The 14,626-nt window shown below is 64.2% G+C and carries 13 protein-coding genes; 7 read left to right on the top strand and 6 right to left on the bottom strand.

Annotated features, from left to right (window positions below):
- Positions 1-55: 55 nt before the first annotated feature.
- Complete coding sequence (locus GGI48_RS22040; protein WP_042940923.1) at positions 56-826, bottom strand: MipA/OmpV family protein; 771 nt, start codon at positions 824-826, stop codon at positions 56-58.
- A gap of 229 nt (positions 827-1,055) precedes the next feature.
- Here GGI48_RS22040 and GGI48_RS22035 point away from each other — a divergent pair, with 229 nt between their 5' ends.
- The 6 genes from GGI48_RS22035 to GGI48_RS22010 are packed head-to-tail and all read left to right on the top strand — an operon-like array spanning position 1,056 to position 8,296.
- Positions 1,056-1,751 carry an HAD-IB family phosphatase gene (locus GGI48_RS22035; RefSeq protein ID WP_011063137.1) on the top strand — a complete coding sequence of 232 codons (696 nt, stop codon included), beginning with the start codon at positions 1,056-1,058 and terminating at the stop codon, positions 1,749-1,751.
- A complete protein-coding gene (locus GGI48_RS22030; protein WP_016964652.1) occupies positions 1,744-3,138 on the top strand; it encodes an aspartate aminotransferase family protein in 1,395 nt (464 codons plus the stop codon). The genes GGI48_RS22035 and GGI48_RS22030 overlap by 8 nt, the downstream gene beginning before the upstream one ends.
- Positions 3,135-4,001, top strand: a complete 867-nt coding sequence (locus GGI48_RS22025; RefSeq protein ID WP_103741435.1) for an alpha/beta hydrolase — start codon at positions 3,135-3,137, stop codon at positions 3,999-4,001. Before GGI48_RS22030 ends, GGI48_RS22025 begins: the two co-directional genes overlap by 4 nt.
- Before the next feature lie 14 nt (positions 4,002-4,015).
- Positions 4,016-5,143, top strand: a complete 1,128-nt coding sequence (locus GGI48_RS22020; protein WP_016964650.1) for a GNAT family N-acetyltransferase — start codon at positions 4,016-4,018, stop codon at positions 5,141-5,143.
- A complete protein-coding gene (locus tag GGI48_RS22015) occupies positions 5,140-6,912 on the top strand; it encodes a sensor histidine kinase (protein WP_016964649.1) in 1,773 nt (590 codons plus the stop codon). Before GGI48_RS22020 ends, GGI48_RS22015 begins: the two co-directional genes overlap by 4 nt.
- On the top strand, positions 6,902-8,296 hold the full coding sequence (locus GGI48_RS22010) for a sigma-54-dependent transcriptional regulator (protein ID WP_179600053.1): 1,395 nt from the start codon (positions 6,902-6,904) through the stop codon (positions 8,294-8,296). Before GGI48_RS22015 ends, GGI48_RS22010 begins: the two co-directional genes overlap by 11 nt.
- 64 nt (positions 8,297-8,360) lie before the next feature.
- Here GGI48_RS22010 and GGI48_RS22005 read toward each other — a convergent pair whose 3' ends face one another.
- Together GGI48_RS22005 and metE are read right to left on the bottom strand one after the other, a co-directional pair.
- A complete protein-coding gene (locus tag GGI48_RS22005; protein ID WP_042940929.1) occupies positions 8,361-9,395 on the bottom strand; it encodes an alpha/beta fold hydrolase in 1,035 nt (344 codons plus the stop codon).
- A 183-nt stretch (positions 9,396-9,578) separates the two neighbouring features.
- Positions 9,579-11,888, bottom strand: coding sequence for a 5-methyltetrahydropteroyltriglutamate--homocysteine S-methyltransferase (metE, locus tag GGI48_RS22000; protein WP_179600051.1), 2,310 nt, complete (start codon positions 11,886-11,888; stop codon positions 9,579-9,581).
- Positions 11,889-11,996: 108 nt separating this feature from the next.
- On the opposite strand from metE, the gene metR reads away from it, so the two are divergent.
- Positions 11,997-12,914, top strand: coding sequence for a transcriptional regulator MetR (gene metR, locus GGI48_RS21995; RefSeq protein ID WP_092317061.1), 918 nt, complete (start codon positions 11,997-11,999; stop codon positions 12,912-12,914).
- Positions 12,915-12,959: 45 nt separating this feature from the next.
- On the opposite strand, the gene GGI48_RS21990 is transcribed toward metR, so the two are convergent.
- The 3 genes from GGI48_RS21990 to GGI48_RS21980 are packed head-to-tail and all read right to left on the bottom strand — an operon-like array spanning position 12,960 to position 14,602.
- Complete coding sequence (locus GGI48_RS21990) at positions 12,960-13,469, bottom strand: N-acetyltransferase family protein (RefSeq protein ID WP_409565408.1); 510 nt, start codon at positions 13,467-13,469, stop codon at positions 12,960-12,962.
- A gap of 29 nt (positions 13,470-13,498) precedes the next feature.
- Positions 13,499-14,137 (bottom strand): LysE family translocator, encoded by a 639-nt coding sequence (locus GGI48_RS21985; protein WP_103741432.1) that lies wholly within the window; start codon positions 14,135-14,137, stop codon positions 13,499-13,501.
- Between the two features lie 30 nt (positions 14,138-14,167).
- Positions 14,168-14,602, bottom strand: coding sequence for an NUDIX hydrolase (locus tag GGI48_RS21980; protein ID WP_047305882.1), 435 nt, complete (start codon positions 14,600-14,602; stop codon positions 14,168-14,170).
- Positions 14,603-14,626 lie beyond the last annotated feature (24 nt).

The following is a 14,626-nucleotide window of genomic DNA, read 5'->3' as shown; positions in this document are numbered from 1 at the left end:
AGACCAGTTTCACCGGGACCACCGCAGGCCGGGGCGTGGCCTGCGGTAGCACACGTCAGAACTTGTAGCTGATGGCGGTCTGCACTTGGCCCTGGTTGACCTCGCCCCGATCGCGAACGATGGTGCTGTCCGCGGCGGAATTGACCAGACGGATCCAGCTGGCGCTGGCCACCAGCGACCAGTTGTCCCCCAAGGGGAACTGGAAGCTCTGGCTCAGGGTGAAGTTCTGCAGGCCAGCGCCAGCGTTGTAGCGGTCGATACCGGAGGCCAGGGACTCTTTGGCGCTGACGCCATAGAAGGTATTGGCCTGACGGTCGTCGGCAAAGTGCAGGGTCAATTCGTTGCTGCCGATGATGCCCATGCCCAGGGGATAGCCGATCTCGCCGCCGAGCTTGCCCAGCAGGCCGCCCTGGCCACCGGCCCCGCCGACCGCCTGGCCGAGGGTGGCGAACAGTCGCCAGAAGTCATCCGGAGCGTACTCGACGAATCCGCCGATATCGGCCATGTCGCGCACGTCCCGCAAGCCGCGCAGCTTGCCGTCGGCGTTGCGCCCCTGCAGGTAATTGACATAGGGACCGACGCTCAAGCCATTGGCCTTGAAGGCACTCCAGGTCAGGCCGTCGTCGGTGCTCAGGCTGACATCGCCCCATTCCAGATCCATATAAGGCAGCGGCACCGTGTCGTAGCTGCTGCCGGTCGGGTCGTGGGGCTGGTAACCGAGGCCAAGGCCCAGTTCACCGGTGATGCCGGAGTCGGCGGCGGCGCCCATTGCCGCGCCCAGCGAGAGCAGGCCGGCCAGTATGGCGGGAAGAGAAAGCCTAGGCATGCGTGAGTTTCCTTGTCTGAACAGCCGCGCATCAATCACCAGAGCGCCCTTGCGACGCAAGCACTGATGTTGGTTGTAGCAAGCTACAAAAATTGTAGCCAGAAAGCTACAAATCACTTCCCCCTGCGGCCAGAGCCCCGGCCCTGCTGGGTTTTCCCCACTTGGCACAGTCCCTGCTCTACCCCTGCCACAAGCGCAAGCAGCGCTCTTATTCAACAGGTAACAGCAGATGATGCACTGGCATATCGTATGTGACTTCGACGGGACCATCTCCCGCGCCGACGTGATCGATAACGTTCTCCAACGCTTCGCCGACCCGAGCTGGGAAGGCATCGAGCAGGAATGGCTGGACGGTCACATCGGCTCCCGTGAATGCCTCAGCCGCCAACTGGCCCTGGTCAAGGCTTCGCCCGCCGAACTGCTGGGCTACTTCGACAGTGTCGAAATCGACCCCGACTTCCCCGACTTCGTCGATCACGTGATCGGCCTGGGCGCTTCCATCGAAGTGGTCAGCGACGGCATCGAACAAGGCATCGCCCGCATCCTGGCACGCAACTACGTGACCCTGCTGCCGATCCTCGCCAACCGCCTGCGCCAGGTTGACCACAACAGCTGGCGCATCGACTTCCCCTACGCCAGCGACGCCTGCCGCGCTGCTTCCGGCAACTGCAAATGCAAGTCCACCCCGCGCGGCAAGCGCGTGCTGGTGATCGGCGACGGCCAGTCGGATATGTGCGTGGCGTCCACCGCCGACTTCGTGTTCGCCAAGGACCGCCTGGCCGACTACTGCGAACGCAACAAGATTCCCCATGCGCGGTTCGACTCCTTCGCCGAACTGCCGGCGCTGCTGGCCAAGCTGCCGAACAACGCCGCCAACGCGACCAATTTCTCTCTTGAAACCCAGGAACTCTTCCACCATGTCTGATATCCGCATCGCGACCCCAGAAGACCAGATCCTTCTGGAAAAAGAAGCCAAGTACTGCTCCTACGGCGATACCGTTCACTACATCGAACCACCGCGCATTTTCAGCCGCTGCGAAGGCTCCTATGTCTGGGACACCAGCGACCAGGCTTACCTCGACCTGCAGATGTGGTACTCGGCGGTGAACTTCGGCTACGCCAACCCGCGCCTGAACAATGCCCTCAAGCAACAGATCGACACCCTGCCGCAGATCGCCAGCCAGTACCTGCACAAAGGCAAGATCGAACTGTCGGAAATGATCGCCGTGGACGCCAAGAAGAAGTTCGGCCTGGACGGTCGCGTGCACTTCAACGTCGGCGGTTCGCAGTCGGTCGAGGACTCACTGAAAGTGGTGCGTAACGCCACCAACGGCAAGAGCTTGATGTTCGCCTTCGAAGGCGGCTACCACGGTCGTACCCTGGGCGCCTCGTCGATCACCTCCAGCTACCGCTACCGTCGCCGCTACGGCCACTTCGGCGAGCGCGCGCAGTTCATCCCGTTCCCGTACCACTTCCGCGGTCCTAAAGGCATGACCAAGGAAGAGTACGGCAGCCATTGCGTGCAGCAGTTCGCCCGCCTGTTCGAAACCGAATACAACGGCGTATGGGACCCGAAAGTCGGCCAGAGCGAATACGCCGCCTTCTATGTCGAGCCGATCCAGGGCACCGGCGGCTACGTGATCCCGCCGATGAACTTCTACAGCGAGCTCAAGCATGTGCTGGACCAGCACGGCATCCTGCTGGTGGTGGACGAAATCCAGATGGGCTTCTACCGCACCGGCAAGCTGTGGTCGATCGAGCACTTCGACGTCAAACCCGACGTGATCGTGTTCGGCAAGGCGCTGACCAACGGCCTCAACCCGCTGGGCGGCATCTGGGCCCGTGAAGAGCTGATCAACCCGGGCGTGTTCCCGCCAGGTTCGACCCACTCCACCTTCGCCTCCAACCCGCTGGGCACCGCCGTGGGCCTGGAAATGTTCAAGATGACCAGCGAGATCGACTACGGCGCGATGGTCATGGAAAAGGGCAAGTACTTCCTGGCCGGCCTGCAAGACCTGCAGAAGCGCTACCCGATCATCGGCGACGTCGACGGCCTGGGCCTGGCCCTGCGCTGCGAAATCTGCACCACCGACGGCTTCACCCCGGACAAGGCGACCCTGGACTTCATGGTCGAGGAAGGCATGAAGGGCGACATCGAAATCAACGGCCAGCGCCTGGGCCTGATCCTCGATGTGGGCGGCTACTACAAGAACGTCATCACCCTGGCCCCGTCGCTGGAAATCAGCTACGCGGAAATCGACCTGGGCATCGCTCTGCTGGACCGCCTGCTGGATCGGGCCATGAAGCGATGAGCGCCGCTGAGATCGATCTGGGCGAAGGCGACGCCGGCTTCGTTCTCGGCACGGGTCCGGTCGGGGTCTTGTTGATCCACGGCCTGACCGGCACCCCGACGGAACTCCGTCGGGTGGCCCAGGGCCTGGCCAAGGACGGGACGTGCACGGTGTACGTTCCGACCCTGCCCGGGCACTGCGGGGACAACAGCGACCTGCAGGCCACCGGCTGGCAGGACTGGTACGAAGGCGTGCGCCAAACCTTTGTCGGCGTGCAGCAGCGTCACGAGCAGGTGTTCGTCGGCGGCCTGTCCATGGGCGCGGTGATGTCCATGTACCTGGCCTCCGAGCATCCGGGGCAGATCAGCGGCCTGCTGATGTACTCCACCACCCTCAAGTACGACGGCTGGAGCATCAACAAGCTGGCGTTCCTCACGCCGCTGCTGATGAAGATTCCCTTTGGCGTGCACATCTGCCGTTTCGAAGAGAAACCGCCCTACGGCATCAAGAACGAACGCCTGCGGGCCATCGTCGAGAAGCAGATGAAAGCCGGCCAGAGCAGCGACGCGGGCCTCTTGACCATGGAGGGCGTGACGGTGCGCGAGTTGCATCGGATGAACGCCGTAGTCAAGAAACGCATGCCCTCGATCATGACCCCGGCCCTGGTGCTGCACTCCAGCGAGGACGACATCACCAGTCCCTGGAACGCCAACTACGTGGAGCGCAAGCTCGGCGGACCGGTGACCAAGATCCTCCTCGACAACTGCTATCACATGATCACCGTGGACCTGCAGTACCAGCGGGTGATCGAGCTAAGCGTCGACTTCATCCAGCAACGAGTGACCCAACCCGCCGAACGTGAAGACTACCGACAGCTGGCGTGACTTAAGGAAGAGACGTGATTACCGCCCAAGCCTTTTCAACCATACAGGCCATCGAACGCAGTGCCTGGAATGACTGTTTTCCGGGGGCCCTGGAGGATTGGGATTACTACCTGGCCGTGGAAAAAGCCGCCATTGCCGACTTTCAGTGGCGCTACCTGGCGGTCTTCGAGGGCTCGACCCTGGTGGCGGTGGCCCCGGCCTTCACCACCCAGTACCGGCTCGACACCACGGTGTCAGGGCTGGCCAAACGCTTTACCGAACGCCTGGAGCGCCAGTGGCCCGGTGTCCTGCAACTGCGCCTGTACGCCATCGGCTCGCCGGTGGCCGAACAGTGCAACGCCGGCACCGCCAGCCACGTCCCGCCCCAGCGTCGTCAGGCCTTGCTCGAAGAACTGCTGAAACTGGCCCGGCGCGACGCCGACAGCTTTGGCATCGGCCTGTTGGCGGTCAAGGATGCCCCCAGCCACGACCAGCAATGGGCCGACAGCTGCCTGGCCGCCGGCCTGCAAGCCATGCCCAGCCTGCCCACCGCGTTGCTGCCCGTGCCCTTCGCCTCGATCGACGCGTACCTGGGCACCCTGGGCAAATCCACCCGCAAGGACCTGCGGCGCAAGCTCCGGGCTCCGGCACCGCGCATCGAATGGCGGCGGCAGATCGACGACGTGCTGCCGGACATCATGCGCCTGTACGAAGCCACCCTGAATCGCAGCGACCTGCAGTTCGAACGCCTGCCGGCGGACTACTTCACGGCGATCCTCGAGCAGTTGGGCGAGCGTGCCGCCTGCGTCCTGTACTGGGTCGGCGAGCAGTTGGTGGCGTTCAACCTGATCCTCATCGACCAGCATCGGCTGATCGACAAGTTCTTTGCCCACGACCTCAATGTCAGTCGCGAGCACAACCTGTATTTCCGCAGCTGGCTGGCCAATGTCGACTTCTGCATCCAGCAACGGATTCCGCTCTACGAGTGCGGCCAGGCGGGCTATGCCAGCAAACTGCGCCTGGGTTGCCGCTTCACCGGTAACATGCTGTTTTTCCGCCACCGCAATCCGTTGCTCAACGCCCTGCTCAAAGTGATAAAACGCTTTGTCCGCCCGGATCGCTCCGACCCCGCCATGGCTGCTGCAATAAGCGAAAGTACATGACCAGAAAAGATCGTCGCTCGCCTCGCCCCTTCGCCATCTCCCGCTGGAGCCTGCAGCGCAAGCTGGTGCTGGCCTTCTGGTTGGTCAGTGTGATCCCGACCATGATCGCGGCTGAGCTGGCGGCCACCACGCTGTCGGAAATCTTCGACAGCAACGTGCGGATCTGGCTGCAGGAATCCACCAAGATCGTCGAGGACGAGATCACCGAGATCCTGCGTGACAACGCACGGATCGCCCAGCTGTTCCTGCGCTACACCCGCCCGCCCACCGATCGCAATGCGGCCAAGCACGACAAGCTCACCGCCGACATCGCCGACTCCATGGGCATCGACGTGGTGGCACTGATTCGCAAGAACGACCACAAAGTGATGTTCACCACCGCCGCCGACGACGTGGTGGGGCAGATCAGCACCGCCTCCAATGCCGTGCTGCAGACCATCCAGGTTGGCGGTGTCGCCACCGGGGCGGTGGTCTCGACCTTCCAGACCCAGTTGGACGGCGTCGACTATCAGCTGTTGATCGCCACCTACCTGGACGCCAGCTTCCTCACCAGCGTGGCCGATGTGCATTCCCTGGACCTGCGCCTGTACCTGGCCAAGGCCGATGACTTCTCCGAGATCTTCGCCACCCAGCGCTTCGAGGATCACCCTGCGCGGGTGCCGCACAAGATCGAAGACATCCTGCGCGCCACGCGCCAGCCCACCGAACAGTTCACCAGCCGCTACAGCGGCCTGTACCGACCGATCTTCAATGACAGCGGTGACCTGGTGGGGGTGATTTTCAGCGGCTTGCTGCGTCACAGCAGCCTGGTGGGCCTGGTCAACCAGAGCAACCTGTTCATCCTGATCTTTCTCCTCAGCTCGGCGGCCTCGCTGTGCGTCGGCTGGCTGGTGTCGCAACGCTTGACCCGGCCGCTGCGGGGCCTGTCCAAGGGCGTCCAGGCGGTGATTGCCGGCGACTACCGGCAACGGGTGCCGGTGATCGGCGGCGACGAACTGGCGGAGCTGAGCAGCACCTTCAACCACATGACCGAACGCCTCGGCGAACTGCAGCACCTGGAAGCCCAACTGCGTCGCCGGGACCGCCTGCACGCCCTGGGCGAAGTGGCCATGGGCCTGGCCCACGAGATCCGCAACCCCCTGGGCATCATCAAGACCGCCACCCAACTGCTGCACCGCCGGGCCAACCTGCCGGAAAACGACAAGCGCCACCTGGAATACGTGATCAGCGAAGTCAGCCGGATCAATGACCTGATCACCGAGTTCCTCGACTTCGCCAAGCCCAGCGCGCCGATCCGCGCCACCCAGCCGGCGCGCCCTTTGCTGGAGGAATTGCTGGGCTTCTGCACCCCGGAACTGGCGACCCACAACATCGATGCGCGCATCGACGACCAGGCCCCCGGCGCGACCATCCACGCCGACGCCCGGCAGCTCAAGCAGGCCTGCCTGAACCTGATCCTCAATGCCATCGACGCCATGCCCGAAGGCGGCCGCCTGACCCTGGGCATCGCCCAGCAGAACGACGAAACCATCATCAGCGTCAGCGACACCGGCCAGGGCATCGAGCCGGACATGCTGGAGCGCATTTTCACCCCATTCGTCACCACCAAGGCCTCGGGCACCGGCCTGGGCTTGGCTAAAGTCTTCTCGATCATGGAAAGCCATGACGGCCATATCGAGTGCGTCAGCGAAAAAGATGCCGGCGCCACCTTCAGCCTGTACATTCCGGCCAACGGTGAAGAGGACGACGAGGACAGTGATGACGCATAACCTGCTGGTGGTCGACGACGAACCGAAACTCTGCGACCTGCTGTCCTCGGCCCTGAGCCAGGACGGCATTCAGGTGTTCACCGCAAGCAACGGCCTGCACGCCCTCAAGGTGCTGGAGCAGGAGGACATCGACCTGGTGATCAGCGACTGGCGCATGCCGGGCATGGACGGGCCGCAGTTGCTGGGGGAAATCAAGCAGCGCTACCCGAACCTGCCGGTGATCGTGATGACCGCCTACAGCACGGTGAAGAACGCCGTGCAGTCCATGCGCAACGGCGCCTACGACTACATCGCCAAGCCGTTCGATATCGACGAGCTGGACATCACCGTCAGCAAGGCCCTGCAGTTTCGCGACATTCTCAAAGACAACCAGCGCATGCGCGCCGAACTCGACGAACACCAGCAGTTCGACAGCCTGGTGGGCGACAGCCCGACCTTTCGCCGGGTGCTGCAGGCGGTGGACTCGGTGCGCGACAGCAATGCCACCATTCTCCTGACCGGCGAAAGCGGCACCGGCAAGGAAATGGTCGCCCGGGCCATCCACAAGCACGGCAATCGCGCCGACAAGCCGTTTGTCGCGGTCAACTGCGCGGCGATTCCCGAGGGCCTGCTGGAAAGCGAGATGTTCGGCCATCGCAAGGGCGCCTTCACCGGCGCCGTGGCCGACCGCATCGGGCGCTTTCAGCAGGCCGACAAGGGCACCCTGTTCCTCGACGAAGTGGGCGACATGCCCCTGGCCCTGCAGGCCAAGATTCTCCGCGCCCTGCAGGAGCGGGTGATCGAGCCGGTGGGCGATCCGCGGGAGCGCAAGGTCGACGTGCGGGTGATCGCCGCGACCAACAAGAACCTGCTGGAAGCGGTGGCCAACAAGGAGTTCCGCGAAGACCTGTACTACCGCCTCAACGTGTTTCCCATTCCCCTGCCGGCGCTGCGCGAACGGGTCGAAGACATCGCCCCGCTGGCCCGCCACTTCGCCCACAGCTTGGGCGCCGCCGGCAAGCGCATCACCGGCTTCAGCCCGCAGGCGCTGCAGGCCATGGCCAGCTACGCCTGGCCGGGCAACATTCGCGAACTGCAGAACTGCGTGGAGCGCGCCACCATCGTCGCTCGCGCCTCGGTCATCGAGGAGAGCGACCTGCCAGGCTATCTGTTCGACACCCCGCCGGCGGGAGCCGAAGGCCGCCCCCTCCTCGGCGTCAATGCGCCTGTGCCCAGCGACCTGGACGCAGCCCTGGCGGAGGTGGAACGCAGCTACATCCTCGCGGCCCTTCAGCAGAGCAATGGCGTTCAGGCCGCGGCGGCGCAGATGATCGGCATTTCCGAGCGCAGCTTCTGGTACCGCCTGAAAAAGCTCGGCATTCAGGTGGACAAGATCGTTCGCTGACGCGACAAGCTGCAAGCTGCAAGCTGCAAGCTGCAAGCGAAAATCTATCCGTTTGAGGCTTGGCTCAGAGCATGCGCCCCACTTCCAGCGGCTCGATCTGGGCCCAGTGGGACCTATCCTCGCGATGGCTTTGCAGGTACGGCAGCACGGCCGCCAGCAAGGGTGCCTTGAAAGCTTCCTGGAAACGATGGGCCAGGCCCGGGATCAGTTTCAACTGGCTGCCCTGGATCTGCGCCGCTAGGTGCACGCCGTGCATCACCGGCAACAGCGGATCGGCGGTGCCATGCACCACCAGGGTCGGCACCCGCAGTTGCTTGAGCAGCGCCACCCGGCTCGGTTCGGCGAGGATCGCCATGATCTGGCGCTGAACCCCTTGCGGGTTGAACGCCCGGTCATAGGCCAGGGCCGCCTGATGCAGCAGGACCCGACGATCATCCGCGACCCTGGGGCTGCCCAGCGCCGCCAACAGGTCGGCCTGTTGCTCCAGGGCCACTTCGCGGTTTGGCGCATTGCGCCGGGACAGCAACTGCACCAGGGCCGCATTCGGCGCGGGCAGGCCTTCGGCGCCGGAGCTGGTCATGATCAGGGTCAGGCTCTCGACCCGTTGTGGCGCCATGGCCGCCAGGTGCTGGGCAATCATCCCGCCCATGCTCGCCCCCAGCACATGGAACTGCTCGATGTGCAGGGCATTCATCAGCCCCAGGGCATCGTCGGCCATGTCGGTCAGGGTGTAGGGCGCCGATACCGGCAGGCCCAGCTTGTAGCGCAGCACCTCGAAGGTCAGGTTGGCGCTGTCCGGCGTCTCACGCCACGTGGACAGGCCGACGTCGCGATTGTCATAGCGAATCACCCGAAAGCCCTGCTGACACAAGGCCATGACCACCTCGTCCGGCCAGTGGATCAATTGCCCGCCCAGGCCCATGACCAGCAGCAAGGCCGGATCAGAAGTCCGGCCAATGCTCTGATAAGCCAGGCTCACCTGTGGCAGGTCGACCCGTTGCGTGGGTACGTTGACATCGCAGCGCGCAGCCGCAAAGGACAGCTGGCCGAGCAATAGCCCGGCCAGCAGGATGACAGTGGAAAACAATCTTGCCCGCATGGAAAACACCGAAACGCAGAACCCCAGTGGAGCGCGAGTCTGATGAACTTCGATGATTCGCGCTGCCACAGTTGCGTGACAGTTTGATGAAGATTGCCCAGCGGTTATCCGACAGGGGACGGTCGGGCGCCGCTTGCCGGGCCGACCAAGAGGATCCGATGATCGCCTTCGCCGGCCAGGGCCTCAGGCCAGCTGGCTGCGCAGCTGCCGCGCGGCGGCCACCATGTTCACCAGGGCCGCTTCGGTTTCCGGCCAGGCCCGGGTCTTCAGGCCGCAGTCGGGGTTGACCCACAGACGCTCGGCGGGAATGCGCCGGGCGGCCTTGCTGATCAGCTTGACCATCTCGGCGGTATCCGGCACCCGTGGCGAATGGATGTCGTACACCCCGGGGCCGATGTCGTTGGGGTAATCGAAGGCCTCGAAAGCTTGCAGCAACTCCATGTCCGAGCGGGATGTCTCGATGGTGATCACGTCGGCATCCATGGCGGCGATGGCGGCGATCACGTCGTTGAACTCGCTGTAGCACATGTGGGTATGGATCTGGGTTGCGTCCTTCACCCCAGAGGCGCTCAGGCGGAAGGCCTGCACCGCCCAATCCAGGTACTCCTGCCATTGCGCCCGGCGCAGGGGCAGGCCCTCGCGGAACGCCGCCTCGTCGATCTGCACGATCTTGATCCCGGCCTGCTCCAGGTCCTGCACTTCATCGCGCAGGGCCAGGGCCAACTGCTGGGCCTGGACCTGGCGTGACACATCCTCCCGGGGGAAGGACCACATGAGCATGGTCACAGGGCCGGTGAGCATGCCTTTCATGACCTTGTCGGTGAGGCTCTGGGCGTACTGGATCCAGTCCACGGTCATGGCCCGGGGCCGGCTCAGGTCGCCGTAGATGATCGCCGGCTTGACGCAGCGTGAACCGTAGCTCTGGACCCAGCCGAAGCGGGTGAACAGGTAACCGTCCAGCTGCTCGGCAAAGTACTCCACCATGTCGTTGCGCTCGGCTTCGCCGTGGACCAGCACGTCCAGGCCCAGGCGCTCCTGAATCTCTACCGCGTGACGGATCTCACGGTGCATGGCGTCGGTGTAGTCATTGAGCGACAGCTTGCCTTGCTTGTAGGCCTGGCGCGCCAGGCGGATCGATGACGTCTGCGGGAACGAGCCGATGGTGGTGGTGGGAAAGGCCGGCAGTTGCAGGCGCGCCCGCTGCTGCTCGATACGTTGGGCAAAGGGCGAGCGGCGCTGGCTGTCGGCGGCGCTGATGGCCTCGACCCGCGCCTGGACCTGGGGCTTGTGAATCCGTGGCGACCGCGCGCGACTGGCCTGGACCGCCCGGCTTTGCGCCAGGGCCGCCTGCACCGCCGGGGCCTGGGGGTCGTTCAGGGCATCGCGCAGGACCGAGATCTCGCCACACTTCTGCACGGCGAAGGCCAGCCAGCTTTTCAGTTCGGCATCCAGCTGATCCTCCCGGGACAGGTCCACCGGGCTGTGCAGCAGGGAGCAGGAACTGCTGACCCAGAGGTTGTCGCCAAAACGCTCCTGGGCCACCTGCAACTGTTGCAGGGCCTGCTCCAGTTCGCAGCGCCAGACATTGCGTCCGTTGACCAGGCCCACCGAAAGAATCTTGTAGGTCGGCAGCCGGTCCAGGACCTGGCCCAGTTGTTCCGGGGCACGCACCGCGTCGATGTGCAAGCCGTCCACCGGCAGGCCCACCGCCAGGCCCAGGTTGTCTTCCAAACCGCTGAAGTAAGTTGCCACCAGCTTTTTCAGCGGCGAGTACTGAAGGATGTGGTAGGCCCGCTCGAAGGCGCTCTTCCATTCCTGGGGCAGGTCGAGGGTCAGGATCGGCTCGTCGATCTGTACCCATTCCACGCCCTGGGCCTTGAGCCGGTTGAGGATCTCGCCGTACAGCGGCAACAGGCGCTCCAGCAGGTCGAGCTTGTTGAAGGCGTTGCCCTTGGCCTTGCCCAGCCACAGGTAGGTCAAGGGACCAATGATCACCGGCTTGACCTGATGCCCCAGGGCATGGGCCTCCGCGACCTCGTCGAACAGCTGCTCCCAGCTCAGCTTGAAGCTCTGTTCGGCGCTGAATTCGGGGACCAGATAGTGGTAGTTGGTGTCGAACCACTTGGTCAGTTCCTGGGCATATTGCGCCTGCCCCTGCTCGCCGCAGCAACCGCTGGACGCGCCGCGGGCCATGGCGAACAGGGTGTCCAGGGTCGGGCGGCCCTGGGCATCGCGGTGGCTGTCGAAGCGCTCGGGAATCACGCCGAAGGTCAGGGAGTGGGTAAGTACCTGGTCGTACCAGGCGAAATCGCCCACCGGCAGCAGGTCGATGCCGGCGTCTTTCTGCAACTGCCAGTGCCGGGCCCGCAGCTCGCGGCCAATCCCCTGCAAGGCGGCCTGATCGAGGTCGCCCTTCCAGTGGGATTCAAGGGCTTTTTTCAGTTCGCGGTCAGCGCCGATGCGGGGAAAACCGAGGGTGTGGGCCAGTGCCATGGAAAAGTGCCTCCTTGTAAAAGATGGCGCTATTGTCGACAGCCCAAGCAACATGAGACAAACTCAACCTTTTCGTGTTGATCACAAAATTTACTCATGGAGAACCTGGTGCTCGAAATCCGTCACCTGAAGACCCTGCACGCCCTGCGCGAAGCCGACAGCCTGGTTGAAGCCGCCGAACGCCTGCACCTGACCCAGTCCGCCCTGTCCCACCAGTTCAAGGAACTTGAAGAGCGCCTGGGCATGCCGTTGTTCGTGCGCAAGACCAAGCCGGTGCGTTTCACCAGCGCCGGCCTGCGCCTGCTGCAACTGGCGGACGCGACACTGCCCCTGCTGCGCGCCGCCGAACGGGACATCGCCCGCCTGGCCGGCGGCACCGCCGGCCGCCTGCACATGGCCATCGAATGCCACAGCTGCTTCCAGTGGCTGATGCCGACCATCGACCAGTTTCGCGACGCCTGGCCGGAAGTGGAGCTGGACCTGGCCTCGGGGTTCTCCTTTGCCCCGCTGCCCGCCCTGGCCCGGGGCGACCTGGACCTGGTGGTGACCTCCGACCCCGTGGAATTGACCGGCATCACCTATGTGCCGCTGTTCACCTACGAAGCCATGCTCGCCGTAGCCAACCAGCACGCCCTGGCGAACAAGCCCTACATAGTTCCCGAAGACCTGCTCAACGAAACCCTGATCACCTACCCGGTGGAACGGGACCGCCTGGACATCTTCACCCGCTTCCTGGAACCGGCGGACATCGAGCCGGCGCAGGTGCGCACCTCGGAACTGACGGTGATGATGATGCAGTTGGTGGCCAGCGGCCGCGGGGTGTGCGGCATGCCCCACTGGGCCCTGCATGAATACAGCTCACGTGGCTATGTGAAGGCCAAGCGCCTGGGGGAAAAGGGCCTGTTCGCCACACTGTACGCCGCGGTTCGCGCCGACATGCTGGACGCGCCCTACATGCGTGACTTCCTGCTGACCGCCAAGGACACCTCGTTCTCGACCCTGGATGGGGTCAGCGCGGTACGCTGATCCGCCAGGCGCCGGCTGGCCAGCGACCGGGCCCCACGGCCCGGGTCAAGCGTCGACCGGCACTTCCCGCCACATGTGGATCTTGTCGAAATAGTCCTCCCCCACGCGCACCGCCTGGGGTTCCAGACCGAACTGGACAAAGCCGCAGCGCCGGTACAAGGACAGCGCTGGGTCATTGCCCGCCGTCACTGTCAGTTGCACCAGGCGCAGTCCTTCGTAGAGTGCCGCCTCGGCCAGCAGGTGCTGCACCAGTTGCCGGCCCAGGCCGCTGCCACGTTGTTCGGCGGTGACATAGAGGCCGAACAGGGTCGCCTTGTGCCGGGCCTTTTCCCGCAGCTCGAAGGCCAGGCCGACGATCCCCAGCAACCGCCCTTGGGAAAACGCCCCCAGCAACAGGTCGAGCTCGCCGTCCAGGCGTGCAGCCCACCAGGCCAGAGGCAGTTTTTCCCGCTCTTTGACGCTGGAGGTGAAAGCCTGGGGATGGCGCGCATAGGCTTCGAGCATCAAGGCGCGGTATTGCTCGGCATCGTCAGGCGTCAGTTGCTGGATCTGCAGGCTCATGGGGGATCGTCAGTGGCTGCCGCTTAGTTGGTGCGGCGCTGTTCGAACATCAGGCGCACCGCCAGCCCCGCCAGCACGAAGCCCATGAAGTAACGCTGAACCGCGAGCCAGGTGGGGTTGTGGGCGAACCAGGAGGCAATGCCCGCGGCAAACAGCGCGATCAGCAGGTTCACCGAAAAGCTCACGCTGATCTGGGTCAGGCCGAGAATCAGGCTCTGGGAAAACACCGAACCGTGCTCGGGGTTGATGAACTGGGGAAAGATCGACAGGTAGAACATCGCGATCTTGGGGTTCAGGGCGCTGGTGAGAAAGCCCATGGTCACCAGTTTGCGCGGCGAATCCGCCGGCAGCTGCTGGGCTTCGAACGGCGAACGGGCGCCCGGCTTGAGCGCCTGCCAGGCCAGCCACAACAGGTACAGGGCACCGGCCCATTTGAGCACTTCATAGGCCAGGGGCACCGCCATGAACACCGCAGTCAGCCCCAGGGCGGCGGCGAACAGGTGGACAAAGAAACCCGCCACGACCCCCAACAGCGAAGTGACGCCGGCCTTGCGTCCCTGGCAGATCGAACGGGATATCAGGTAGATCATGTTCGGCCCGGGCGTCAGCACCATCAACAAGGACGCGGCGGCGAAAATCAGGTAGTCGTGCAGTGGGATCATGGCAGTCCTTGGCAAACGGGGGGGAGCCGGTCAGGCGAGATTGGCCTGGGCCTGGCGATAAAACGGCAAGATCAGATCCCGTGTCAACGGCGCCAGGAATAAATCGCCATCGCCGGCCGGATCGATCCAGCGCACCTCCTCGATCTCTGCCGCCGGCGTCACCGGGCTGTCGATGTGGACCAGGAACACCTCGGCCTCCACCACATGCCCCGGCTCGTTGGCCGCCGCTGCCGAGAATTGTTGCAGGTAGCGGGCCTGGGCCGGATCGATGCGCAGCCCCAGTTCCTCCTCCAGTTCGCGGGCCAGGGCGTGCACCGGCAGCTCGCCGGGCTCGATCTTGCCACCGGGCTGCATAAAGGCCTGGGTGCCGCGCTTGCGCACCAGCAGGGTGTGGCCGTCGGCACCGATCAACAGCGCGGCGGCAATACGAATGAGGGAGGGTGCAACAACAGGAGACAGCGACATGGGAACCCGCAAGCCTTGAGAGTG

This window comes from Pseudomonas protegens, from assembly GCF_013407925.2.
Lineage (GTDB): Bacteria > Pseudomonadota > Gammaproteobacteria > Pseudomonadales > Pseudomonadaceae > Aquipseudomonas > Aquipseudomonas fluorescens_AP.
The sequence above is the reverse complement of the archived record's forward strand: the minus strand, read 5'-3'. Positions and strand labels throughout refer to the sequence as shown.

What these genes read in the sequence shown, in the direction of transcription:
- GGI48_RS22030 (WP_016964652.1), top strand. Translation starts at nt 1,744, where the DNA reads ATGTCTGATATCCGCATCGCGACCCCAGAAGACCAGATCCTTCTGGAA.
- GGI48_RS22005 (WP_042940929.1), bottom strand. Translation starts at nt 9,395, where the DNA reads ATGCGGGCAAGATTGTTTTCCACTGTCATCCTGCTGGCCGGGCTATTG.
- metE (WP_179600051.1), bottom strand. Translation starts at nt 11,888, where the DNA reads ATGGCACTGGCCCACACCCTCGGTTTTCCCCGCATCGGCGCTGACCGC.
- GGI48_RS22035 (WP_011063137.1), top strand. Translation starts at nt 1,056, where the DNA reads ATGATGCACTGGCATATCGTATGTGACTTCGACGGGACCATCTCCCGC.
- GGI48_RS22040 (WP_042940923.1), bottom strand. Translation starts at nt 826, where the DNA reads ATGCCTAGGCTTTCTCTTCCCGCCATACTGGCCGGCCTGCTCTCGCTG.
- GGI48_RS22015 (WP_016964649.1), top strand. Translation starts at nt 5,140, where the DNA reads ATGACCAGAAAAGATCGTCGCTCGCCTCGCCCCTTCGCCATCTCCCGC.
- GGI48_RS22010 (WP_179600053.1), top strand. Translation starts at nt 6,902, where the DNA reads ATGACGCATAACCTGCTGGTGGTCGACGACGAACCGAAACTCTGCGAC.
- GGI48_RS21980 (WP_047305882.1), bottom strand. Translation starts at nt 14,602, where the DNA reads ATGTCGCTGTCTCCTGTTGTTGCACCCTCCCTCATTCGTATTGCCGCC.
- GGI48_RS22025 (WP_103741435.1), top strand. Translation starts at nt 3,135, where the DNA reads ATGAGCGCCGCTGAGATCGATCTGGGCGAAGGCGACGCCGGCTTCGTT.
- GGI48_RS21985 (WP_103741432.1), bottom strand. Translation starts at nt 14,137, where the DNA reads ATGATCCCACTGCACGACTACCTGATTTTCGCCGCCGCGTCCTTGTTG.